The organism is Shewanella sp. 1180_01 (assembly GCF_052850535.1).
On record NZ_VXCT01000011.1, the window covers coordinates 13797 to 39209 of the forward strand.

At 46.1% G+C, this 25413-nt stretch carries 22 protein-coding genes; 9 read left to right on the forward strand and 13 right to left on the reverse strand.

Going from position 1 to position 25413, the window contains the following annotated elements; genetic code table 11:
• Window positions 1–79: 79 nt before the first annotated feature.
• Complete coding sequence (locus FW758_RS08365) at window positions 80–2536, forward strand: ankyrin repeat domain-containing protein (protein WP_446445149.1); 2457 nt, start codon at window positions 80–82, stop codon at window positions 2534–2536.
• Between the two features lie 141 nt (window positions 2537–2677).
• Here FW758_RS08365 and FW758_RS08370 read toward each other — a convergent pair whose 3' ends face one another.
• The gene (locus FW758_RS08370; RefSeq protein WP_446445150.1) at window positions 2678–3880 is read right to left on the reverse strand and encodes a serine hydrolase domain-containing protein; all 1203 of its coding nucleotides are present in this window, start codon (window positions 3878–3880) and stop codon (window positions 2678–2680) included.
• A 355-nt stretch (window positions 3881–4235) separates the two neighbouring features.
• Between FW758_RS08370 and FW758_RS08375 the strand changes: the two genes are divergently transcribed.
• Complete coding sequence (locus FW758_RS08375; RefSeq protein WP_006084039.1) at window positions 4236–4631, forward strand: hypothetical protein; 396 nt, start codon at window positions 4236–4238, stop codon at window positions 4629–4631.
• A gap of 96 nt (window positions 4632–4727) precedes the next feature.
• Here FW758_RS08375 and nqrF read toward each other — a convergent pair whose 3' ends face one another.
• From nqrF to FW758_RS08405, 6 genes are all read right to left on the reverse strand, one after another.
• Complete coding sequence (gene nqrF, locus FW758_RS08380; protein ID WP_413494589.1) at window positions 4728–5945, reverse strand: NADH:ubiquinone reductase (Na(+)-transporting) subunit F; 1218 nt, start codon at window positions 5943–5945, stop codon at window positions 4728–4730.
• A gap of 77 nt (window positions 5946–6022) precedes the next feature.
• Window positions 6023–6631, reverse strand: a complete 609-nt coding sequence (gene nqrE / locus FW758_RS08385; protein ID WP_259519893.1) for an NADH:ubiquinone reductase (Na(+)-transporting) subunit E — start codon at window positions 6629–6631, stop codon at window positions 6023–6025.
• 9 nt (window positions 6632–6640) lie between these two features.
• Complete coding sequence (locus FW758_RS08390) at window positions 6641–7261, reverse strand: NADH:ubiquinone reductase (Na(+)-transporting) subunit D (RefSeq protein ID WP_006080314.1); 621 nt, start codon at window positions 7259–7261, stop codon at window positions 6641–6643.
• Window positions 7258–8064: a Na(+)-translocating NADH-quinone reductase subunit C gene (locus FW758_RS08395; protein ID WP_446445151.1), complete on the reverse strand. Its 807-nt coding sequence runs from the start codon at window positions 8062–8064 to the stop codon at window positions 7258–7260. The genes FW758_RS08390 and FW758_RS08395 overlap by 4 nt, the downstream gene beginning before the upstream one ends.
• Complete coding sequence (locus tag FW758_RS08400; protein ID WP_446445152.1) at window positions 8054–9286, reverse strand: NADH:ubiquinone reductase (Na(+)-transporting) subunit B; 1233 nt, start codon at window positions 9284–9286, stop codon at window positions 8054–8056. The genes FW758_RS08395 and FW758_RS08400 overlap by 11 nt, the downstream gene beginning before the upstream one ends.
• Window positions 9286–10659, reverse strand: a complete 1374-nt coding sequence (locus FW758_RS08405) for a Na(+)-translocating NADH-quinone reductase subunit A (protein WP_107949026.1) — start codon at window positions 10657–10659, stop codon at window positions 9286–9288. The genes FW758_RS08400 and FW758_RS08405 overlap by 1 nt, the downstream gene beginning before the upstream one ends.
• Before the next feature lie 454 nt (window positions 10660–11113).
• Here FW758_RS08405 and FW758_RS08410 point away from each other — a divergent pair, with 454 nt between their 5' ends.
• The 3 genes from FW758_RS08410 (at window position 11114) to FW758_RS08420 (ending at window position 13770) form a co-directional block, all read left to right on the forward strand.
• The gene (locus FW758_RS08410) at window positions 11114–12154 is read left to right on the forward strand and encodes an NADP(H)-dependent aldo-keto reductase (RefSeq protein ID WP_446445153.1); all 1041 of its coding nucleotides are present in this window, start codon (window positions 11114–11116) and stop codon (window positions 12152–12154) included.
• Between the two features lie 362 nt (window positions 12155–12516).
• Window positions 12517–13290 (forward strand): outer membrane protein OmpV, encoded by a 774-nt coding sequence (gene ompV, locus FW758_RS08415; protein ID WP_012090121.1) that lies wholly within the window; start codon window positions 12517–12519, stop codon window positions 13288–13290.
• Window positions 13291–13311: 21 nt separating this feature from the next.
• Window positions 13312–13770 carry a CC0125/CC1285 family lipoprotein gene (locus tag FW758_RS08420; protein WP_006080308.1) on the forward strand — a complete coding sequence of 153 codons (459 nt, stop codon included), beginning with the start codon at window positions 13312–13314 and terminating at the stop codon, window positions 13768–13770.
• 236 nt (window positions 13771–14006) lie between these two features.
• On the opposite strand, the gene FW758_RS08425 is transcribed toward FW758_RS08420, so the two are convergent.
• From FW758_RS08425 to FW758_RS08440, 4 genes are read right to left on the reverse strand one after another with little or no spacing between them, the layout of a single operon-like run.
• Window positions 14007–15299 (reverse strand): ATP-binding protein, encoded by a 1293-nt coding sequence (locus tag FW758_RS08425; protein ID WP_446445154.1) that lies wholly within the window; start codon window positions 15297–15299, stop codon window positions 14007–14009.
• On the reverse strand, window positions 15296–16000 hold the full coding sequence (locus FW758_RS08430; RefSeq protein ID WP_006080306.1) for a response regulator transcription factor: 705 nt from the start codon (window positions 15998–16000) through the stop codon (window positions 15296–15298). Before FW758_RS08430 ends, FW758_RS08425 begins: the two co-directional genes overlap by 4 nt.
• A 1-nt stretch (window position 16001) precedes the next feature.
• Window positions 16002–16385 carry a DUF3019 domain-containing protein gene (locus FW758_RS08435; protein ID WP_006080305.1) on the reverse strand — a complete coding sequence of 128 codons (384 nt, stop codon included), beginning with the start codon at window positions 16383–16385 and terminating at the stop codon, window positions 16002–16004.
• A gap of 10 nt (window positions 16386–16395) precedes the next feature.
• On the reverse strand, window positions 16396–17235 hold the full coding sequence (locus FW758_RS08440) for a MipA/OmpV family protein (protein WP_446445155.1): 840 nt from the start codon (window positions 17233–17235) through the stop codon (window positions 16396–16398).
• A gap of 460 nt (window positions 17236–17695) precedes the next feature.
• Here FW758_RS08440 and FW758_RS08445 point away from each other — a divergent pair, with 460 nt between their 5' ends.
• Together FW758_RS08445 and FW758_RS08450 are read left to right on the forward strand one after the other, a co-directional pair.
• The gene (locus FW758_RS08445; protein WP_006080303.1) at window positions 17696–17992 is read left to right on the forward strand and encodes a hypothetical protein; all 297 of its coding nucleotides are present in this window, start codon (window positions 17696–17698) and stop codon (window positions 17990–17992) included.
• Window positions 17993–18045: 53 nt separating this feature from the next.
• Window positions 18046–20322, forward strand: coding sequence for a TonB-dependent receptor (locus FW758_RS08450; RefSeq protein ID WP_446445156.1), 2277 nt, complete (start codon window positions 18046–18048; stop codon window positions 20320–20322).
• Window positions 20323–20729: 407 nt separating this feature from the next.
• Here the strand turns inward: FW758_RS08450 and FW758_RS08455 are convergent, their stop codons facing one another.
• Window positions 20730–21173 carry a hypothetical protein gene (locus FW758_RS08455; RefSeq protein WP_107950321.1) on the reverse strand — a complete coding sequence of 148 codons (444 nt, stop codon included), beginning with the start codon at window positions 21171–21173 and terminating at the stop codon, window positions 20730–20732.
• Window positions 21174–21631: 458 nt separating this feature from the next.
• Between FW758_RS08455 and FW758_RS08460 the strand changes: the two genes are divergently transcribed.
• On the forward strand, window positions 21632–21961 hold the full coding sequence (locus FW758_RS08460; RefSeq protein ID WP_446445157.1) for a ClpXP protease specificity-enhancing factor SspB: 330 nt from the start codon (window positions 21632–21634) through the stop codon (window positions 21959–21961).
• Between the two features lie 58 nt (window positions 21962–22019).
• On the opposite strand, the gene FW758_RS08465 is transcribed toward FW758_RS08460, so the two are convergent.
• Entirely contained in the window at window positions 22020–23720 is a 1701-nt protein-coding gene (locus FW758_RS08465; RefSeq protein ID WP_446445158.1) for a methyl-accepting chemotaxis protein, read from the reverse strand.
• Window positions 23721–24067: 347 nt separating this feature from the next.
• Between FW758_RS08465 and FW758_RS08470 the strand changes: the two genes are divergently transcribed.
• Complete coding sequence (locus FW758_RS08470) at window positions 24068–25405, forward strand: cysteine desulfurase (protein ID WP_446445159.1); 1338 nt, start codon at window positions 24068–24070, stop codon at window positions 25403–25405.
• Window positions 25406–25413: the final 8 nt, after the last annotated feature.

The following is a 25413-nucleotide window of genomic DNA, read 5'->3' on the forward strand; positions in this document are numbered from 1 at the left end:
CAATTTTACCTCGCCCAATTTTTAATAAATTGAAAGGTGTTTGATACCATTTTGTTAACGGCATTAAATAGGGAACATTATGCTCAGTTGGATTTTTAGTGATAAGAAACTCACACTTCGGGAAATATGCCTAGATAACACGCTTTCGACCTCGGCTAAAATAAAGAAAGTTGATCAATTTCTTGCCGATAGTGGAGATCTCAACTTTATTGATCTCAATATTTCGCCCTGCAATATATTAGTTCCACTATCTTGCAGTCCTCAGTCCGATTTAGTGCTTATAAAATACTTGCTCAGCAAAGGCGCTAAAATCGAATGTAATGGTTTCAGTGCCTTGCATTCGGCTATTGAATATAACAACTCAGAACTCGTTACCCTATACCTAGACTCTGGTGCCAATCTTTACTTTCAAAATCAATACAATAATTGCTGGCTCAACTATCTATTTCATCCTAATCCGCAGTATATCTACCAGGATCATCAACGTAGAGATATGATCGATCTTCTACTTGCAGCTAAGTTAGACATCAATAAACTGGTGAGTTTCTGGACCAATGGTGAAGTAAACCACCCGCTAGAAATATTATATGATGAACGAAGTAAAGATCTATTTCTGCATATCATTAATAAAGACATCCCATTAGAAATAGGTAAATTAAGTCTAATTGAAAATATTATTTCCTCGAGCGAATTCTGGGGGATTGAAGCCTTTGCTCCTTTAGTAAAACGCTTTCCTGAATATAAAAAGTCCCGTTATATTATGGCAAATGACAGCAGCTTCTGGGACGATGCCAATTTACTCGAGCTTTGTGTTTATGCTAAATCACAAGAATATACTGAATATCTGCTAGACCATTATCCGCAGCTCAAAGCCAACTCCCACGCCAAAAGTTTAGTCTATGCGGCATTGACCTCAGAATTTGACCTTAGGATTATCGAAAAACTACTTAAGGCCACCGTCGATATCAATCGCATCTATAGGATGACTCCGCCCGAGGCCGACCATTCCCCCTTGCTCAACCAATATCTTGATCTTGCTAAATTTACCGATGTAAACAAACGGAGTTACATCTATCAAGCCCTTGAACTCTTGCTCAAATATGGCGCTAATCCTAATGCCGAATTTGTGAATACGGGTAAAGCCTATGAGATGTTAGTCTGGTCGAACTTACGACTACTGATTTATCCAATGGTCGAAAACAAAACCTTTTTGCCCGAGTTCCTCGATCTGTTCCTGCAATATGGCATGGATATCAATAAAAAATTTGGTGCGGTGGATGAACCGACCTTACTCACCCTCTGCCAGCGTGGTTCAGGTAAAGAAGATCAAGCAACACTTATCCAAGTAATGGAATATCTGCTCACCAAAGGGCTGGACTTAAGCCTCACCAATATCTACAACACTAACTATGTGTCTGCGGCGGCTATCTCCTGTCGAACCCAACTACTTGAATGGCTTATTAACCAAGGCGGGGATATTTTTACCCATTGCGGCCATGATAACTCGCCCATTCTACACAAGGCGATTTCGACCTACTGGTGGGATCAAATCACTGGCCCCATGCGACGTAATACTGTGGAACTCTTACTGCGCCACGGAGCTAAAATTGAAGAATTCTCAGTAGATGAGCAATTTACGCCACTCATGTGCGCCTGTTACTACGGCGCGCAGTCCTGCGTAGAAGCGCTACTCGAACATGGCGCAAACCCTAATGCCATCAATGCTGAAGACACCACCCCCGCCCTTTGCGCAGTGATAGGTGGCAGCTCAATCGAGTTTCCTCGCTTTGAATCAACGGCGGTGCGGATCTTAAGGCTATTGCAACAATATGGCGCCGACTTAATAACTGAGAACTGCCGCGGCAATAGCCCGCTGGTCGCAGCTATAGAGCAGGAATATAAGGAGATTTTCGAAGCACTGCTGCAAATAGCCTCCTACAGTGAAACTCAGCTTGAGCGAGTACTCGAAGTAGCGGAGCCAGAAAGCTATTTCAGCCGTCGCCTGATGCAACATATTAATGGCGAAACAATGCAACAGCCGACTCAAGTTCACGCCCAGACTGAAACTAAGCCTATCTCAAATATGCAGACAACCGAGACTGCGGATGATAACGCTCCTACTGGCCAACTAGATATAGCGTCTAAAAAGGCCAAATTAGAGGTAAGTAATGCGGCTTCAGATAAAAACCAAATCCCAACGCTGTTCGATCTCAAAACCAAAGTGCAGAGCTTCTTTAAACTTATCGCAAAGGATCCCGATATCACTGTCGCCCAATTTAAAGGCATAGAAGAACAGCTCGATCTGCTGATTGAAAAACTGAATGATTTTAGCTTTTTCCGCAATCAGGCCACCCAAGCGGAGTTTGAAGAAAGCGTGCAGGAATATATCGATGATACGGTCGATGAGATAAACAAGTTAATCGAGGATGATTATCCCGCCCTAACCGAAGCTTTAGTCGATTCAGTCTGGACGATTTTGCAGTACTTTAGGGTTGATATCGAAATTGAAACCGCACTGAGAAAGCGCTTCTGGTAACGATTAGCACCTACTTTGGGTAGCGGTTAGCACCTTAACTACCAACGAGTACCAAGCATAAAGCCCTAACGTTGGGGCTTTATGCTTTCGAGACTCACACCATCTGACTTAGCCGCCTATTAGCCAACATAATGGAGAGACTTAAGGCTTAACATTAGACGCTTTAGCAAGCAGTAACTGGCTACGAATGATTTGACGTATCTGATTATGCAGTTCAAATACTCGAGTGCGATCATTAAGATTTAGCGATAGATTTTCCAGCATCACCAGATCCAAATTAAATTCGGGATAATGCAGTGTCATCGACATATAGCCAGATAAATAGCCCGTATGACTGTATTCGACGAGGCCATCGTCCTTATTGATCCTCACCCCATAGCCATAGCGCATATTCGGCCATAAGAATTGGATCTCGGTATACGCCGTTGTCATCCGTTGATAACTCTCTGCGCTCATCAACTTGCCAGAATGTAATAGATACTGAAAGGCGGCATAAGCTGGCGCTGAAGCAATTAATCCCCCTGCGGGCAACAAAGCTTCATCAAGCACTAAGTCAGCAGGGGCAATCACCTCGCTTTCCTGTAAACCTATTGCGAGTGAAGGCACTTTGGCGCGAATAGCCTCAATACTGCCAAGCTCAGCACTCAGGCCATTAAACTGGTATCGCGTTGCAAACTGCGCCACTTGCTCGGCAAAGGATTGGTGATTGACCTTCTCAAGCACTTGCCCTAAAAGTGAATAACCGAAGTTGGAGTATTCAAATTGGCTACCCGGCTCGAATCGATTGGCCTTACCCAGTTTATCGACGCCCGATGTATGAGTCAGCAGTTGGTGTAGCGTAATCCGCTCGTCATAACGACTGGGATTTAAAGCGTTTGCACTTGAATTTGTACCCGCCACAGTGCCTTTTAGTGCCTCGTTATCTCCCTTCGCATCACCAAAAAGGTAATGATTTAGCGTTTGATTTAAGTCGAGTTTCCCCGCATCGAGTGCCTGTAATATCAAGGTTGCAGTGATTTGTTTAGAGAGCGATGCCATCACAAAGCGCGAATCTTGACTAATACCTTCGCCCTTTTGCAGTTCAAACTGCGGCTTGCCCTGCTCAAGCAGGATAACACTGCCACTAAATGGCTGTGGCGAATCCTTTATCGCGGCTTGGATTAAGATCTTAATCTCCGCCACCTTCGATACTGAAGATGCGGTTTGGCTTTCAACGGCAATCGACTTATCACCTTGCACGCTCTGCGCTTTTTCAGTCCCAGTCTCTAGTAATGCGGCAATACTATTGGCACTTGGAAATAATAAAAAACCAGTAAACAGGGTACTGATAACACTCAAACGCATGGGTTATCCTTAACGTAATTGGCCAATGGCCAGATTTGAAAGCGGCAAGCATATCACAAGTTTTTTTAGTGTTGCTGTGTTTGAAATTTGGAATGACAGTCTGGACTGAGCCTTTAAAAGTGAATGGAGTTGACCAGTACAGACTGATAACTATGAGGCGACTTTATGCTTTTCAAACTTCGTTTGATTGTTTTTAAATGCAAAGTCATTCACAAATATTGACACCCACTAGGCACAAATCCTTAAAGTAACCTCAATCACTATTCACTTGAACGTAAGCCGAAAGCAGATTATGTTGTTGATTTTAAATGGCTGGTAAAGTTTTCAATTTGATTATCTGTTCTAAGGAGAGAGCATGTTTTTTACATTACTGTTTATTACATTTGCACTATCTATAACCGTTTCATTTCTAGTTGTTTCGATTTTCAAAAAACCACTGGGAGAAATATTTTCTCGAATAATTCAAGATTCAATCAGTGCCGCTTGGCAAAAATATATTATTTTTGCCACATACGTTGTGGGCATTTCTGGTGGGGTTAGAATTTATGATTTAGAGCGCTACATTACCGCTCGACATAAAGATGTAGAAATTCTACAGCTAACACTAGAGCGTTGGACTATTGAGATATATCGAACAATTATTGAAACTTTGCAAAGTATCGCATGGATGTACCTTATCGTATTCATATTTGCCCTTATCGCATATGTCATTGTTAGAGGCTTTGAACTTAAAAACGCTAACAAGCAATAAACAAAACTCGCGTTAAGTTGCCTTAACGCGAGTTATGAGTTTCAAGCTTTAACCGCTAATTGAAGCTCTGATTAAGCTCTAGCTTAAGTTTAACTGCTAATCACCAAAGTCATCGAGTAGGATGTTTTCTGGCTCAACGCCTAGGCTTTCGAGCATCTTAATCACTGAAGAGTTCATGATTGGAGGACCACACATGTAGTACTCGCAGTCTTCTGGTGCCTTATGATTTTTAAGATAATTCTCATAAATCACATTATGAATAAAGCCAGTGTAGCCAGTCCAATTATCCTCAGGCAATGGCTCAGATAACGCCACATGCCAAACGAAGTTGTCATTTTCGGCCGCTAGGGCATCGAAATCCGCTTGGTAAAACACTTCACGGGTTGAACGGGCGCCGTACCAGAAGCTCATTTTACGTGTGGTTTTCTTACTCTTAAGCTGATCGAAAATGTGTGAACGCATAGGTGCCATGCCCGCACCGCCGCCGATAAACACCATTTCCGCATCGGTTTCCTTCACAAAGAACTCACCGAATGGTCCTGAAATGGTCACTGTATCGCCCGCTTTTAGGTTGAAGATGTAAGATGACATCTTACCCGCTGGCACATTGGCCGATGGCGGAGTCGCAATGCGCACGTTCAGCATAATGCGGCCCTTTTCATCGGGATAGTTGGCCATAGAGTAAGCGCGCAACACTTCTTCGTTGACGGTAGAGACAATGTCAAACAGGCCGTATTTGTCCCAATCGCCACGGTATTTTTCAGGAATATCAAAGTCAGCGTATTTCACCACATGGGCTGGCGCTTCAATTTGAATATACCCCCCCGCTTTAAAGCGAACATCTTCACCTGCCGGTAACTCAAGCAATAACTCCTTGATAAAAGTCGCCTTGTTATCATTAGAGATCACCTGACATTGCCACTTTTTCACCCCAAAGATTTCTTCGTCGAGCTCAAGTTCCATATCGGTTTTCACTGAGACTTGGCAGGCGAGACGACAACCTTCTTTAGCCTCTTTCTTGGTGATATGGCCCATTTCAGTCGGCAGAATATCACCGCCGCCCGCTTTGATTTTCACTCGGCACTGACCACAGGTTCCGCCGCCACCACAGGCTGACGGAATAAAAATACTCTGACTCGCCAAGGCGCCGAGTAACTTGTCACCCGCCGCAACTTGAATGCTTTTTTCGGCATCTTCGTTGATGCTGATCGTCACTTCACCCGTAGCCACTAATTGCTTTTTGGCGATTAGAATCACTATCACCAATAGACAGACCACTAGCGTGAACATGCCTATGCCAATTGCCATTTCCATCGTATTACCCTTTTCTAGCTCTTTTCTAAAAAGAATCTGGTTTCACTTTCTCAACTCTTGGCTCGCCTACTCTAGCTTTACAGCGAGATCCCAGAGAAAGACATAAAGCCCAGCGCCATCAAGCCTGTTGTGATAAAGGTGATACCAATACCTTGTAAGCCTTCGGGAATCGCGTTGAATTTCATTCTTTCACGCAGCCCCGCCAGCAGCACAATTGCCACCGCCCAGCCAAAACCCGAACCCATCGCAAACACCACTGACTCACCGAAGTTGTAATCACGGTTCGCCATAAAGATCACCCCAGCAAAAATCGCGCAGTTTACTGTGAGCAAAGGTAAGAAGATCCCAAGGGAGTCATACAGGCTAGGAATGTACTTATCCAAAAACATTTCAAGGATTTGCACTAATGCCGCAATCACACCGATGAAAGTGATCAGTTGCAGGTAACTTAAATCAATACCGGGTAAGCCCGCCCAAGACAGCGCGCCAGGCGCGAGCACTTTGACGTAAATTATCTGGTTTAACGGCACGGCTAAGGTCATCACCACGATAACGGCGACACCTAAACCAAAGGCGGTTGACACCTTTTTAGACACGGCCAAGAAAGTACACATGCCCAAGAAGAACGACAGCGCCATGTTGTCGATAAAAGTGGCCTGCAAAAATAGATTTATATAGTGTTCCATATCTGCTCCTTAACCCCGTTTCCGCTGGATCACATTGATTGTCCAGATCAGCACGCCGATCAGGAAGAAGGCGCTCGGTGGTAACTTGAACATTTCGTTTGGCAAGTACCAGCCGCCGTTTTCAATGGTGGTAAACACGCTATGACCGAATAAATTACCTGTCCCTAACAGCTCGCGTACAAAGGCAACGCTGATCAAAATCAAGCCATAACCTGTCGCATTACCGAGCGCATCGACGACCGCTAAATGCGGTGGATACTTCATGGCGAAGGCTTCAGCGCGGCCCATGATGATACAGTTAGTGATAATTAACCCAACGAATACAGAAAGTTGCTTAGATAACTCATAGGCCACGTCCTGCAGTACCATGTCGACGATAATCACCAAGGAGGCGATAACCGTCATCTGCGCGATAATGCGCACACTGGTTGGGATAAAGTTACGGATGGCAGAGATAATCAGGTTGGAAAACACCAACACAAAGGTCACTGCGAGCGTCATCACCACAGCGGTTTGCATTGAGTTACTGACCGCCAGCGCCGAACATACGCCCAGCACTTGCATCGCGACGGGGTTATTGGCAAATACTGGCCCCGTTAACATGTCACGCATGGATAAAGTGTTGCTCATTTTGCCTCTCCCAACTCACCTTGCAATTCACCCTGCGCGGCCGTCGCTTTCAGCTGATTGAAGAAGGTTTGAAAACCCTCAACCCCAAACCAAAACTCCATTGCGCGCTGCACGCCGCGGCCTGTCATGGTCGCGCCACTCACAGCATCAACACCGTGGACATCGCCTTCTTTAGCGCCGCCTTTAACGAGGCGCATAGCAAATTTGCCTTTTTCATCAAATAATTGCTTACCCTTCCACAGTGATAACCAATGGGGATCCGTTACAAAGTCACCGATACCTGGGGTTTCACCGTGCTCGTACACCACTAGCCCTTTAATGGTGTTGAAATCGGGTTCAACCGCCACATAGCCGTAGATCATCGACCACAGACCTTTACCGTAGAAAGGCACAACCACACTGTCTAACTTGCCATCGGCATCAAGCACTTTAAATACGCGGGCATCGTTCGCACGGGTTTTAATCTTGGCGATGTCCTTTTTCGGGGTGCTAGAGGTCTCAGGATTAATCGACGCCATACGCTCATCGAAATCGAGCACGTTAGCGTCTGAATCCACCTTACCTGTGTCTAGGTTGATCAATAATGGCTTAACCGATTTAGCGAAAATATCCCTAAAATCAGATTCCTGACCTAAGTTCACATCGGCTGCCATCAACACATAACGCTTCACTTCGTCACGTTTTTTGGCGACTTTACGTTCTTTCAATATGCCTGCTGTGCCTGTGATCATAAACGAGCACAGGAGGCAGAGCGTGATGGTGAAGATCATGGTCCCCACCACAGTATCTTTCTTAAAGACCATGACGTTTTAATCTCCGTTTGATGTTGGCGCGGGCCACCAGATAATCGAACAGCGGCGCCCAAAGGTTGGCGAACAGAATGGCTAACATCACGCCCTCAGGCATTTTGGGGTTAGCGACACGGATAAGCACTGTCATAAAACCAATCAAAGCACCGTAGGCAAACTTGCCTTGGCGAGTGTAAGAAGTGGTCACAGGATCGGTGGCCATAAACATCATCGCCAGCGCAAAACCGCCAGTGACTAGATGCCAAGTCCACGGCATTGCCATCATGTCATTGCTGCTAGAACCGATGTAATTACACAGCGTTGCAGTAGCTATCATGCCCAGCAACACTCCGAGCACAATGCGCCAGTCGGCTAAGCGGCTGATCAGCAGTAATGAACCGCCGACCAAAATCGCTAAGGTGCTGGTTTCACCAATTGCGCCCACGGTGAAGCCAAAAAAGTTGTTCCACCAATTAGGGTCGCTAAAGGCGCTAAACCAAGCGTAATCGGCAAAGCTCAGCTTGCCCGCTGCGGTTTGTGCCAGTGCAGTCGCACCAGAGAAACCATCAACGGCAACCAGCTGTTTAATGGTTGCCACTTCAGAGGGATAGGCAAAGTAGATAAAAGCCAAGCCCGCCAGCGCAGGGTTAAGGAAGTTATATCCCATGCCGCCAAACAGCTCTTTAGCCACAACCACACCGAAGGAAATCCCCATGGCAACCAGCCATAGCGGGGTCGATACTGGCAAGATTAAGGTAAACAGCAGCGCCGTCACGAAGAAACCTTCGTGCAACTCTTGGCCGCGAACCCGCGCAAATACCACTTCCCAGAACAAACTGGTGAGTAGCGCTGTCAGGTAAATCGGCAAATAAAAACTAAGACCATAGAGGAATAAACCTAATATCCCAGTGTCTTGGCTAAGGCCGCCAAACAGGGTATTAAAGATTTCCAACTTCCAAACATCTGGGGTCGATAAGCCACCCGCAAGCGCAAGCTGTGCCTGTAGGCCAATGTTATATAGACCGAATAAAATGGCGGGCAGTAAACACAAACCGACTAGCGTCATGGTACGTTTCACGTCAATCGCGTCACGCACATGCACTTTACCCTTAGTGCTGTGGCCACTGGCAATAACGAGTGAACGCAAAAAGCCCTTCATCGACTTACCCGTCGCGTAGTATTCTTCCTGTAAATCTGCGGCTTGCTGTAAATCAGGTTTTTTAACTTGCTTAGTCATTAACCTTCCCTCTCGATAACATCTAGACAGGCACGTAATTCTTTACCAAAGTCATATTTGCCGGGACACACAAAAGTACACAGAGCCAGATCTTCTTCATCTAACTCCAATGCACCTAAGGCCTGCGCCTCATCGGTATCACGCACCACTAAGTCTCGAACGAGCAAGGTGGGTAAAATATCCAGTGGCATCACGCGATCTAGCTGACCAAAGGCCATCATGGCGCGGGCTGAACCGCCCTGATGGGTAGTGAATTCGAACAGCTTAGTGGCACCAAACAAACGTGATGTCACCGCGCGGGTAATAGAGAATTTATCCGAGCCACCCCGTACCCAAGAAAGTACATGGTGCTGCGCATCTTCGCTCAGCACTGACACTTGGTTGTGGAATCGGCCTAAAAAGTCATGCACACCAACCGCGGTATGGCCAGATAACACAGAGCCCGATACCACGCGGTTTTGGCCGGGTTTGATGTCATCATTGACTAAGGGACTTAACTCGGCGCCCAACTGAGTGCGCAGTAAACGCGGATTTAGTACGCTCGGGCCACCTAAGGCGACGATGCGGTCGGTATATAACTCACCGGTTTGGAATAATTTGCCGTAGGCAATCACGTCTTGATAGCCGATATGCCATACCTGACGCTCTAAACTCACAGGTAAAGTAAAGTGAATATGAGTGCCGACTAAACCCGCTGGATGAACACCGTCAAAGCGGCGCAGCTCAAGTTGCGGCAATGCCTCTTTCACAATCGCTTCGCCCTTATCCTGACACAGGTAAACCTTGCCCTCGGTTAAGCGGCTCAACACCAGCAAGCCAGCTTTAAAAGCTTCGGTTTGCTCGGCGATGATCAAACGCGGATCGGCGGCCAGTGGATTAGTATCAATTGCGGTAACAAAAATCCCTGCGGGCGTGCTATCGAGCGCAGGCACGCGCGAGAAAGGCCGAGTACGCAGTGCAGTCCATAGACCGCTTTTCACTAATTGCGCCTGAACGGTTGACCTTGCTAAAGCGGCGATGTCTTGATGGATCTCGAAGGAAATCTGTCCATCGCGGTTTTCGCCGTCATCACAACGAATGACAACCGATTGTAGAATTCGGCGCTCGCCGCGGTTAATCGCCACGACTTGGCCACTAGCGGGTGCAGTGAACAACACGCCAGGTGTTTTTTTATCTTCAAACAGGGCTTGGCCCTTTTGAACCCAATCGCCCTCTTCGACCAACATCGTCGGCTTAAGCCCAACGAATTCTTCACCCAGAACAGCCACTTGGGATGGCTTAGCACCGAGTTCAATGACCTGTCGCGGCTCGCCAGCAATCGGCAAGTCGAGGCCTTTTTTGATCGTTACAATTTGGTTTGAAAAATCTGCCATCACAAATATCAACCATGAAAAATTTTTAGATAAATTCAGGGTAGAGATTTGTTAACCCAGTTTCCGATATTGGCGTCACATTCCGCCGCAAATTCGTAAGTTAGATACGTAAATTTACGCCGTTTTGTGACATAGGTTCACTTCCAAACTCGCCGCGATCTATAAATGTAGTTTTATAACAATTTATTCATAAATACGTTATTACTGATTTAGTCATACCTAAGGTTTACAAAAATAAGCCAAAATCCCCATCTCAGTGCAGCAAAGCGATAAAACCGTTAAAAACGCGACTCAGAGAACAAACTTCAACCAATGGCATGCCTCAAAAGGGCGCAATACCGTTTAGCGGGCTGGCTATTTTTAGCGCACTAACATTTCAACCTATGGTTTAACCTTTGCTTTACAGCAAAAGCTTGGTAGCCTCAAACTAAGAGAGTTTTCGTAGGAGAAATAGATGGAATACAGACGCATACCGCATTCTAATCTCGAGGTCAGCAAAATCTGTTTGGGCACTATGACTTGGGGCGAACAAAATACCCAAGCCGAAGCATTTGCACAGCTGGACTACGCCATAGGAAATGGCATCAACTTTATCGATACGGCGGAAATGTATCCCGTCCCACCTAAGCCCGAAACCCAAGGGGAAACCGAGCGTATTCTGGGGCAATATATCAAGGCACACGGCAACCGTGATGACCTAGTGATTACCACTAAAATTGCCGCACCGGGTGGTAAGAGTGATTATATTCGCAAGAATATGGCGCTGGACTGGAACAATATCCACCAAGCGGTCGATGCCTCCTTAGCACGCCTCCAAATCGACACTATCGATCTTTATCAAATCCATTGGCCCGACCGAAATACCAACTTCTTTGGTGAACTGTTTTACGAGCAACAGGATCAAGAACATCAAACGCCGATCCTCGAAACCCTTGAAGCCCTCGCCGAAGTCATTCGCCAAGGTAAAGTGCGCTATATCGGGGTGTCGAACGAAACACCTTGGGGCTTGATGAAGTACCTGCAACTCGCCGAAAAACACGGTCTGCCGCGTATTGTGAGTGTGCAAAACCCTTATAACTTGCTCAATCGCAGCTTCGAAGTCGGCATGAGCGAAATCAGCCACCGTGAAAACTTGCCGCTGCTCGCTTACTCACCCTTAGCCTTTGGTGCCCTAACCGGCAAATACTGCAACGACCAATGGCCCGAAGGTGCACGCCTGACCTTGTTTAAGCGTTTCGCCCGCTATACAGGTTCGCAAATGGCACTGGAGGCCACGCAAGCCTATGTCGATTTGGCCCGCGAGTTCAAACTCACACCAGCGCAAATGGCGTTAGCCTTTGTTAACTCACGTCAGTTTGTCGGCTCCAATATTATTGGCGCCACCGACTTGTATCAACTGAAAGAAAACATCGACAGCCTGAAAGTCACCTTATCGCCTGAGCTATTAGTGCGATTAAACGAACTGTCCGATAAATTCAGATTACCTTGCCCTTAGCTCCCGAATCTTAGCCCCTAGGCTTAGCCGGCTAAGTCGTTTGAATAACCAATAGCATCAGGCCAATACACCTGATGCTATTGATTTCATTCAGCTCAACGCTGCTTTCCCATTCTAAATACCGCCTCCTTGTCGCACCTCGCTTTAGGTTAACGGCAAACTATCAGCCCCAAACTCTCTTACACTGACCAAACACAAAGCTATCGTATTACCCCCGTAAAACTCGCAGTAGCATACTCAGTCAGATACCCTTCGACGCTCCTCCGGCAAAATGCTTCAGGTTACATTCGGATACAGAGTCCTGTTAAGAACTGAAATATAGTGGCGCCACAGTCACTAGACAGATGTCTTAAGGATCAAAAATGAAAAAACTTTGCTTTGTAATCACAAGTGTTTTGATGTCGAGCCACGCGCTTGCTGAAAGCAATACCTACATTCGTAACGGTAATATCTATAGTCATCAAGATCAGTTCTTTGCTGGCGCAGGTGTTGCTACTGGTAGTCAATTTTATAAGGGTCAAGATCACCAAACAGGTATCTACCTCAATGGCGGCTACCACGGTGAGGACTTCAACGCCGATCTGTCCGGTATCAACTACCGCTTTTTAGGCACCAACGACAGTGCCGTTAACTTCAGCATTTTTGTGGTTGCCAATCCAGGCTTTGATGCCAATGACGCCGATATTTTAACGGGCATGAAGGATCGCAAATTCAGTGGCGATCTGGGTTTAAACGCCGACATTCATTTAGGCACAGGCACTTTATCAACCAAATTCCAACACGATGTGACAAATGTTTATGATGGTTTTCAAGCTGATATCACCTACTACCATCCAATAAATCTGGGCTTTGGGGATCTGGTGCCTTATGCGGGTGTGCACTATTTCAGTAAAGACTTCGCAAACTACTACACAGGTGTGACGTCATCTGAAGCAACGGCGCAGCGCCCTGCTTATCAAGCCGACGGCACCTTTGCCTATAAGCTAGGTTACGCTTTGGTTATTCCAGTCACTAAGCATTTAGACATTACTCAAGCCACTGGTTACTCGCACATAGCTGCCAACATGGCTGACTCTCCGCTAATCGACAGTAGCAACCAGTGGGTTACTACTCTTGGCGTGAGCTATAGCTTCTAACTAACCTGACGAGACAAGACCATGACATCGATCAAAAAAACGTTTTTATGTGCTGGATTAGCCTTGATGCTTTCAGCTTGCGCCACTTCATACGATACCGAAAAGCAATTTTGGTCTTTCGGTAAAGGCTTTGAAACCGCACAGATTGCACCCGATAGCTGGCAGATAAGCTTTGTTGGCAATACCAACACTGACCGCGCATTGGCCCGAAAGTACGTCATGCGTAAATCGGCTGAGTTATGCAAACAGGCTGGTTATAGCTACTTCACTTTCACTCGCGAACAAACCGATCGTGACGCAGTGGGCCAATTTGGGGTAGGAAAGAACAGCAGTAACGACATTTTGTGGGGGAGTTCGACGATGAATCAAGAAACTTCTGTCATGGTCGAAGTCACAGGTTTACATAGCAAACCAGAAAATACGAACTCACGTATCTACGACACGGATTACATACTTAACAATGTCGATGTGAAAGGTTAATTGCTCATTGAAACAGCACCAGCCTAGCTCCTAGGCTGGTGCTGTTTTATCGCTACATCTCGGCATTGCTCGCTTTGCCTGATGGTTATGCAGCGTTAAAATCCAGTCTTAAACTCTTGCCTTAAACTCTTACCTTAAACTCCGCTTTAAAATTCAGCCTTAAATTCCGATCTAAATCTCCAACCCTAAACTCCAGCGTTAAACTCCAGCGTTAAACTCCAGCGTTAAACTCAGCGTTAAACTTCAGCCTTGAATTTTAGTGACATGCGAGCGCCACCGAGCTCAGGGGAGCGTCCAATACGTAATGGGGAATTCATCCAACAACCAATTCTGTCGACAATCGCCAATCCCATGCCATGACCGGAATTTCCACGGCTGTGCTGGCCACGCACAAAAGGTTTAATCACCTGCGCAGACTCCAGTTCATCTATGCCTGGACCGTCATCGTCAACGTGTAACCAGGTCCCGCCCTCCTCGACTGCCAACGTCAGCCGAATCTTTGCCTTACCAAAACGCAGCGCATTATTGAGCAAATTATTCACCTGCATTGATAAGTACTTAGGGTCTGTCTTGATCTTAAGTGCTGTGGGATAGGAAACCAGTTCAACTGAAAAATCGGGGTACACTTGGCCTTGATACTTTTCGAGCAACCAAGCATTGAGTTCAATCGACTGCCAATCGGGCTGGATATTCGCTTCATCGAGGCGGGCATAACTCAGCAGCGTCATCACCAAGTCTTCCATAGTGTCTAGATCGCGGTTCAAGCGCTGGAAATACTTCACTCTGAGCTGTTCGCTTTGGGTTTCTTCCAGCGCCTCAATGCCAAATCTTAGCCGTGCGATCGGAGTTTTTAAATCGTGAGAAACAGCTCGACTGAGCAGTTTGTTGTCATCGATCAATTGCTGAATACGATCCGCCATGCGGTTGAATTCGCTTTCAATAGTGCCTATGTACGACGTTTTTCTAACAGGAATTCTCTGCTGCAACTCCCCCATACCAAACGCTTGGGTCGCCTTACTGAGATTAACCAGCTGACGGATCAAGGGCGACACCCACACCAACAATATCAGCACCACACCACCATAAAAAAGCATGGTATACAGCTTATTCAAGTCAAAGTTGCCATCGGTGGGCGTGACAATATCGGTATTGATGTTCAATACCTGCCCCGTTTTCGGCAGTAAATAATGCAAGGAGATACCGTCATCGGACTCCAGCAGCAGCGATTCTCCCGCATAAAACGCGGTTTTTAGGGCTGAGGGTAAGACGAAATCGGCTTCACTCGCTAAAGACAATTGCTCTGAATTTAGCTGGTTCCAGTTTGCGATAAAACTTTGATTGTTAACGCTATCGTTATCGAGCGTTTGCGCCAGTGTGCCGCCCAGCAGTTTTAATGCCGCAAGATGAGTGGCTGGGGTTTGCGTGTCATTATCAGGATCTAGCAGACTGGCAAACTCACTTATCGACCAGCCTAGGCTCGCAATGGCCACCAGCACCACCAGCACCAGTGAAGTCATCAACTTTTTCATAAAGCTTGCTCACCTTCGTCGCGGCAAAACAGGTATCCCTTGCCACGGATGGTTTTCACTTTATAGGGCTGGCTTAACGCTTCCTGCAATTTTTTGCGTAAACGCGATATGCGAATATCAACCGAGCGATCTAGGCCATCGTATTCAATGCCTCGAAGCTGAGCCACCAGTTCATTACGACTCACTATCGTGCCCGCCTTCAATGCCAGTAGCCACAACACATCGAACTCATTGGCATTCAAATCCAGCGGCTGTTTATCGATAGTGACCGATTTTGCCGTCGCATTGAGTACCAGCGAATCAAACACTAACTGTTGTTTTTGCTCCTCATCACCCACGCGGCGTAACAGGGCCTTTATCCGCGCTAACAACACCTGTGGCCGGATCGGCTTTGTCAGGTAATCATCTGCCCCGACATCTAATCCGCGGATCTCATCCCCATCCTCAACACAAGCCGTCATAAATAGAATGGGCCCAGCATAAAATGCCCTCGCTTCCTTACAGACATCGAAACCATTCTTAACGGGTAACATCACGTCGAGTAACACTAAGTCAGGTATCTCTTCGGCTATCATCTCTAAGGCAAAATCGCCTTGGCTGGCAACCGTGACTTCGTAACCGTGATCCAGTAAATAGTCACTGATCCACTCTGCCAGCGAGATATCGTCTTCGACCACTAAGATGTGCTTTTCAACTGACATATTAGAATAACCTCCAACCTGACTGACTCTGTTTAGGGGCCTTATAAACCCAAGTCACCACCACTTTGACCTGCGCCAGTGGTTGCACGTCATCATTACGGATCAAACTAAAAGTCGCCGTTTTATCGCCTTCAAAACTATATTGGTATTCTTGCATGGCTTTGCCGCTCCAGCAGATTAGCTGGTGCTGGCGGTCTGTCAGTATGAGGCAATACTCGCCGCTCGTCGGTGTTTGCCATCGAAACAACACATCTTGATAGCAAGTTTGCCCTTTATGGAGCGCAATGCAGCGCTCTGGGGTCGCAGTAAAAATCACCGAATCGTCCTGACCCCAAGCAAAAAAAGGCGCATTCAGTAACACTAGCCATAAATAAAATCGCTTCATGCCCACGCCCCTAAAACACATAGCTGATAGAGGCATTAAAAAACGATGCATAGCCAGCTTGATTAAAGGGACTATCGGTCACTTCTTGGGATAATACATTGAAGCGATACATGGCCCGGAAGACAAAATTTTCACTCAGCGGATAGGCAACACCGAGCTCCATGCCGTAGCTAAAAGAACTGCTCGGGTGATATTCAGGAAAGAGTTCGGTTGCTTCTTCTTTGCTGACACCAAAAAGATAACGATTCAAGGTGGCTGATGAGTAGCCTACGCTTCCCAATACGTGAAAATTCCAATTACGTACCTGCCAAGACTTACCCAATCTGGCAGAACTCTGAATACCTTGATCATCATAATAATCAGACACTAATCTGTACTGGAAAACGTAGTTATCGCCCCAGTAACGCGTGGCACGAAAACCTGCGCCAATATAGAGCGAATCTTCCGATAGTAGATAAGCATTGCGGCCAGCCTCATCGAGTGTGCTGGGGTCCACATCTGGACGTGACCATGAACCTTGTAAGTTCGCCAGTAACAGATCAAAGGACCAATCCTCTGAACTCCAAAGATTAACCCCAAGATTAACCCCATCCTGAGATTGGTGGATCATCTCAACAAACATGCCTTTGTACTGATACATGCCACTAATCAACAACGACAATTGCGCAGCGCCGTAATCGGTTTGCCGAACATCAACTTGATTGATCCCGTAAACACTCATACCCAGTTCAAAATCACCGCCGTCGGCAAGGCGATTTGAACCTCCGTTGACACTGCTGGCAATATCCGATGCGGCAGCGGTACCGGGAAGAATGCTGAGCGTTAACACAAAAAGCCAAAGAATACGCATGCCCATTTAATCCACATTTCTAGTCGTTATTTAGCGCTACATATTACAACAGTTTGTTAGTCTTTTTATCCGCCACTGCACAAGCAGTGGCTTTTTTGCGACGATAATATCGTCAGATAGCAAGTACAGTCAGCAAAGCGCAAGGAAGTGAACTTAAGCGAGGGGGAAACTTCGCGCCCAATACGCTTATCCGCTGAAACGATTGAGGATGTAATTAGGGTCTTAAAACCTTCATTTTTGTCAATCCACATAAATTGAAATGATTAAAATCAATAATAAAAACAATTTAATAGATTAAATCCCCCCATCATCGAAACCGATTAAACATTCTTTATTAACAAAGGTTAACTAGACCCAAGACTGACAATTCAAGTAGGGTCGAGTCACAAATTAGGATCAACTGTATCTCGCGCTCGACGACTGGTGCGACGCTAAGATAACTCTGACCCATAGAAGAATAATGACTCACTCAAGTTCCCCAACTCACAGAAAGTGGCTTTGGCTACTGCTCGGCGTGTGGCTGATTGTCATCCAATCGGTTGCGCTGTCGCATTCTGCTGAACACAGTTTGGAACATGAGCATGCCCACTGTTTCCTATGCGATTTTGGTCATGAGCAAAATGCAGGTCCATCGTCTGTGCTTATGCCGCCGATGGGATTGCAGCAAGCTGAAAGCATCCCGCAGAAACCTTATCAACAACCGAGTTTACCTTGGTTACGTCACTTCAACGTGCGTGCACCGCCCTTCCTGTTTTAAGCAAATTCAATCATTTAAAAAATCTATTTTTGCTTATCTAAAGGAAAGGCACAATGAAACTTGCACTATCTTCAATAGCGCTAGCAGTGGCTGGCGTGTGTTCACCGGTTATGGCCGCTCAATTACAAGGTCAAGTGACCGATCTGCAAGGCGCACCTATCGCTGGCGCCCTTGTCAGTATCGACGGTGGGACAAGCACAACCACAAATCCACAGGGCCAGTATCAGTTAACTGTCGCCGACAATAGTCATATCCATCTCCACATTAGCGATGCCGAGTTTAAGCATGTTGATAGGGATTTGCAGATAACCACTGGCGCGATGACGCAGGATATTTCACTGACGAAAACGGCGATGGAAAACATTGTCGTGACCGCATCGCCGCTCGCCCGCTCTGCGCTCGAAAGCACTACGCCAATTAGTGTACTGACCGAAGATCAACTCAAGCTCAATATCGAGCCGACGCTGGGTGACACCTTAGAAAAACTGCCCGGCGTTCAAGCCTCCCACTTTGGCGCGGGGGCGAGTCGCCCCATCATTCGCGGCATGGGCGGTCCTCGAGTACAAGTGCTTGAAAATGGCCTGTCTGTTGGTGATGCATCGACGGTATCGGCCGATCACGCGGTAACAGCAGAAGCCGCCTCGGCGCAGCAAATTGAGATCCTGCGCGGCCCAGGCACATTGCTTTACGGGAACGGCGCCATTGGCGGCGTGGTCAATGTGGTGGATAAACGCTACCACGAGAGCCCAGTCGATGAACTGTCGGGACAATTTGGCACTCGCTACGACACGGCCAGCAATGGCCGCACCTTTAACGGTGATATCGATGGTGGCAATGGTCAGTTCAATTGGCATGTAGATGGCACCCACCGCATTACCGACGATGTCGATATTCCGGGAAATGCCATTGCCAATCTGCCCGAAACCCATGGAAAACTGGCGAATAGTAATCAAAAACTCGACGACTATGCCGCGTGTGTTGGCTATACCGGTGACACGGGATTTGTCAGCGTATCCGGCGCGCGCACTGAATCGAATTACGGTATTCCCGGCCGCGGCGAAGCCGATGCGCCCGACATCACCATAGATTTAAAGAAAACCGCATGGCAGCTGCACAGTGGTTTGTTAGATCCTTTTGCAGGCTTCAGTAAACTGCGTTTTGATGCGGGCTATACCGATTATCAACATGCTGAGGAAGAAGATGGGGTTGCCGGCACAACTTTCTTCAACAAACAAAGTGAAGCGCGCTTAAGCCTTAACAATCATCCTTGGGGTGAATGGCAAGGCACTATGGGGCTGCATGCTGTACACCGTGATTTTGCCGTTGAAGGCGAAGAAGCGCTGACACCAGACAGCAAAACCGATACCTTAGCCGCCTTTATCGTGCAAGAACGTAAGGTCGGAGATTTTCGCTTCGAGCTTGGCGGCCGCTTGGAGCATTACCGCTTAGCGCCAGACAGCATGACGCTAGACACGCTAAATGGCGAACAATCCTATCAAGCCGAAGACCTAGTCGATAATGATCTCACCGTATCGGCGGGCATGGTGTGGGACTTCGATCCCGCCTATAACTTAGGACTATCGCTCACCCGCGCCCAACGTTCGGCCACAGCCGAAGAGCTTTACAGCTATGGTCCCCACGATGCCACCCAAAGCTTTGAGCTTGGTTCGCAGTTCAGCATTGAAAATGGTCAAATCATCACTAATAGTGGCAATAACGATAAAGAGGTCGCCAATAATATCGACTTAACCCTGCGCAAATTAGAGGGTGCGTGGACAGGCTCATTGAGCATGGCCTACAACCGAGTCAATAATTTCTATTACGAGAAAAATACGGGTTTAATCGCCTCTGATATAGTCAACGGCGATGCTGAAGGTGATTTACCGGTTTACCAATACACCCAAGGCGATGCCGAGCTTTATTCCCTCGAGGCCCAAGCCAGCATCCCGTTTAACGATATTTGGTCATTGGATATGTTCAGCGATTACACCCGTGGCAAGCTGGTCGATGGTGGTAACTTGCCACTCATTTCGCCCATGCGTATCGGTTCAACTTTAAACTTTGACCAACAACAATGGCACGCTGAAATCGGTGCGATTGGCTATGCAAAACAAACGGATACCGCCGAAAATGAAACCGAAACAGCAGGCTATGCGCTAGTGAATGCCGCCGTCACCTACCGTTTATACACTTCTGCGGGTGACATGCTGTTCTATGTCAAAGGCACAAATCTACTCGACCAAGACGCGCGGCCACACACCTCGTTACTCAAAGATTACGCACCACTGATGGGACGCAACTTTATGTTAGGTGTCACCTATAACTTCTAAAAACAAGAGTTGTAAAAGACAATAAGTTAAGCCCAAAGCGAAGTCCTAGACTTCGCTTTTATTCATCTATTAGTCACTACGTAAGACAAGTTGCTACAGGCATATTCACATCAGTAGCAAATCACAGCGGCTATTATCGCGAGACTGATTTAGCAAAAAAGGTTTACATCAATTTAAACCAAATCTGATTATCGACAAGTAACCAGCCAGACACGGCCAATAAACAGCTTCAATGAGCTGTCCAAAATACGTTTATCTGGCAATAACCGTTAACGTTGAGAACCGTTAAGTCGTTATAGCGCTACCTTTAACGTCATCACCATAAAAATATCTAAATAAGCCATATTAATCAATACCATGTAGTACACCACACAATATAAGTCACTAGATTGCAAGGTATGATCTGGTTACATGTCAGTATCGAGAGATAACGATTCATCAACTATCTTATATTTTGAGTGCCATACAAAAGTCGCGCGCATGGCATTAAAATAGAAGAACATAAAAACGATGGCTAATGGAAGTCCTTGAACATTACCCAAATCGCTCCATTGAAGAATTTTAGATAAGACAAAATAAAACAACATCAAAGTGGCTGCGATTCTCGATTTTCTATAGATAAAAAAAGCCATCACTGCCATTAGCACGACATCAATCATAAGAAATGGATCAAGGAAATAATTCAGCGTCGCGTTTTCAGTTTGGGTAAAGAAACCAATGGTACTAAAAACTAATGTTATGCTGAGTGAGATTAATGTCACTATCCAACCATTTTTAATTGCAGACAGACACTGTTCTTGAGTCTCAATCTTGAACAGACTTTTCAAAGATGCTTTATTTTTTCCTGCCATGATAAATCTCCGTTTAAAAAACTGGCAATTAATGTTCAAATACCAAAGTAAAGCCAGTTCACCAAGGTTGATTATCACCAACTAAACTTTCCTTCCCTTCTGAATCTTCTTATCATACATGAGCAGCGAAAAAATCAGCTCATACGTTAGTTTGTATATGAGCATCTAGTGGCATTAAATGTCGATAATGGAACACTTAAGTTAACTCAACATACGTATTAAATGACTATTTTTCACATAGTAACGCCTAAAGTTCAATAACTTGATGCCATGGGAGCTGAAGAACAAAAACAGTAAAGGAATATCTCACTGTGAACATAAAAGCGAAAAATGTAGGATAAAATTTAATGGAACTAATTTTAATCACCTTGTTAATACTGCCGTTCATAATTATTTTTTATAAACGGAATCGATTCTTTCCCTGGTCAACACGCCTTAACTTATACCGAATGAGTGATATGTTAGAAGGTACTGATAATGCCAGAAAATTCTATCAAATTTATTCTGATATCATTAAAGCCAGCAAAACGCCTTATATTATTATCGATACAAATCATTATGCTGTTTCGGTACCTGAATCGAAAATAGATCATGTAAAAGATGAAATAACATTGAGCATACACACTGCAGCGATAAGGGGAGCCCACTATCAAAACAATACGCTCAAATTTCATGCAACCTTTGATAAAATAAGCACAGAAGTCATTGTGCCAATTACCGCGATCAAAGCCTTGTACGCCAAAGAAGATGGGATAGGTATCGAATTCGGTGAAGATAACTCACATTAACTCTCCAATATAAGAAAGAGAATTAGGATTAAGAGAATTACCTTTTTATATTATATGACTAAACAGCGCGTACCTTAAACTGCTGCATGGTTTCACTTAGTGAATTGGCCTGCTGAGACAGTGACTCACTGGCTTTTGCCGTTTCATTGGCGCTGCCAAGTACCAATTCCCCTGAATCTCGAATCGCATTAATCCGCTCGCTAATATCCTCGGCGGTGACGGCTTGCTGCTCGCTTGCGGTCGCGACTTGAGAATTGGCCTGAGTCAGTTCAGTTAAGGCATCTAAAATCTCAAATAGGTGCTGCTTGGCTTGATTAACGAGCAGTGACGACTCACTGATTTGCTTATCGTTATTGGCGAAGGATTCAACTGAAGACTTAGCATCTTTCACGAGCGTTTGAATAAGATCGCTGATTTGCTGCGTGGCCGCTTGGCTACGAGTTGCCAACGACCGCACTTCTTCGGCGACCACAGCAAACCCACGACCTTGATCTCCCGCCCGCGCCGCTTCAATCGATGCATTCAAGGCCAACAAGTTCGTCTGCCCTGCTATCGCATCGACCACTGAGACAAAGTTGAGGATTTTTCCTGTACTCGCCTGAACCTGTTGAATAAGTTGATTCGAATACTGGGCGCTGGCAACTAACTGTTTGGAAATTTTTTCGCTCGCATCGACAACCTCGCAACTTTCTTTCACCTTATGCTCGGCTTGTCCCGCTGAGTACGAAGCGGTTTCGGCACTGCTCGCCACTTCAGTGATCGTTGCCGCCATTTGGGTCATAGATGCGGCGACTTGATCGGTATTATCCTGCTGCCTCAACATGGCCTCACGATTGTTCTCGGCCACCGCATTAAGCTCGGTCACCATAGAGGCAATTTCTTCACTTCGAGCAATCACTTGGCCGACAGTTTTACTTAAGGTCCACGCCATTTGATTCATACTGACGGTGAGTTCGCCCAGTTCATCCTTAGAATCGACGCGCAGCTCTTGGTTAAAGTTACCCTGTTCCATCTTAGCGGCAGAATTACGTAACCGATTGATAGATTTGACCATGTATTGACTGCAAGCAATGCCAATCAATAGGCCTATGACTAAAGACACGATAGAAATAATCGTTAAGCCATAAATAGCCCTAAGCTCTTCATCCTCAGTCACAGAAACCGCGGTTTGAGTCATTTGCTCTAAACGCTCAACGAACTGACTTAGCTCAGTATTAAACTCGTTTTGCGTGACCTCTAAGGATTCAACCCGCTTAGCTAAGGCGGCTGGTTCTTCTTTTTGCTGGATTCCAGTGATGACAGTGGCAAGTAAAGCCTCATAATCACCAAAACGTTGAATAATCGTGCCAATATCTTGATTTAACTGCTGCGTTTTTTCATGTAATAGCGGATTTTTAGCCTCTTTTAATGCCGCATTGAGCATAGACTGAGTCGAGAGTAACTCCTTATTAATGTCTTCTTTACGCTGAATCACCTCCCCAATAAACGCCGCTAAAATGGGCTGACTCGATGCGGCTTCAATATCCGCCGCCCGAAACGCTTTTTCTAAAATGACTGAGCTTTCGAGCTGCTTAATGGTGACGTCGGTTGATAATCTCACTAATGGAATATTTTCCTTTGCAATGCCTTGGATTTCCTCAGAAACTCGCTGCATCTTCAACAAACTAAAACCAGACAAAATCAGGATCAGTACTAACATCACCCCAACGAGGGCGATCATTTTATGTTTAATCCGTAAGTCTTTTAAAAACTGCACCATAAAACGAATCTCCAGCAAACACAGATATCAAAGGACGTCCCATTGAGGATAGTCGCAGTTTTCACTTTGGGTGGTTGAATTGAGCCTAAAGTATTAGCTGAATTTAAAAGAAAAACTGAAACATTAGAAAAATCGCATCATAGCTAAGCTCGATGATACGTTAGAAAGTCAAAACCCATTTAAGGCGCGCGAAATACCAGAGGGCATAAGTTTGAACAAACCTTGGTGAAATTAGACACTCAATACCGCCTTCCAATACCTACACCTCAACAAACCGCTAAAACTTGCATTAACATGGCAGATCACAGAAGATCCCTTGGCCTTTTTCATTGCCTTTAGCCTCATCTATGACTCAACCTGCATCGCCTACGCCAAATGCTGTGACTCACACAGCGACGAATACTGTTACCTCACATCCTTCGGCAAGTGCCTCTCCTGATGTAACTGTGGTTCTTTGTTCATTAGAAGCGGAGCAGCGCAATGCTAAAATTAGGTCGCAATTCCCAGCGTTAAATCAACTGCTTGATGGCTATCCCTTGTGTTATCTCGACACCGCAGCCACCAGCCAGAAACCGCAAATGGTGTTAGATGCCATGGCGCAGTTTTACGCTAACGACAATGCCAATGTGCACCGCGCGGCGCACCAGTTATCGGCGCGCTCGACCTTAAGTTATGAAAAAGTGCGCGATCAACTGCAGCAATTTTTAAAGGCCGAACGCCGCGAAGAAATCATCTTTACCCACGGCACCACAGAATCAATCAACTTAGTCGCCTTTGGACTCACTGCACACGTAAGCGCAGGTGATCTGATATTAATCGACGCCGCCGCCCACCACGCCAATATCGTACCTTGGCAGGAGCTGGCGAAACGCACGGGCGCTGTGATTAAGCCAATCCCTCTCGATCAAACTTGCCGCTTAGATGTCAGCGCCTATAAAACCTTGCTCGAGTTAAAACCAAAAATCGTCGCCCTATGCCATGTTTCCAACGCCCTAGGCACAGTGAATCCCGTGGCTCAGTTAGTTCAGCTAGCAAAAGCCCAAGGTGCAATAACCTTAGTTGATGGTGCGCAAGCAGTAGCGCATTTAACGCTGGATGTGGCTGAAATCAATTGTGATTTTTACGTTTTTTCGGGGCATAAAATGTATGGTCCGACTGGTGTTGGCGTGCTTTACGGCCGTTTCGACGCTTTAGATAATCTCGCGCCACTATTAACTGGTGGCGAGATGATTAAACGCGTGAGTTTTGAGGCGACAGAATTTGGCAGCCTACCGAATCGCTTAGAAGCGGGTACACCGCCGATTGCCGAAGTGATAGGTTTAGGCGCGGCCATTACATTTTTACAAACCGAGCTTACACCGCAGGTTCAAGCTTATGAAGCTGAACTGGTTAACTATTTACAAAGCCAATTGCGCGCGCTCGGTGAAGTGCATTTATACGGCGCCTTTGATGACAATATCGGCGTCGTCGCCTTTAATCTTGCCGATGAACATCATCAAGATGTGGGCATTTTACTGGATCAACAAGGGATTGCCGTGCGCTGCGGCCATCACTGCGCCATGCCATTGATGCAGAGTCTGAATCTTAAGGGCTGTTGCCGCGCCTCTATCGGTATCTACACCAATAAAGACGACATCGACCGCTTTATTGGTGCGTTGGCCTCGGTAAAAGACTTACTGCTGTGATCCAGTAT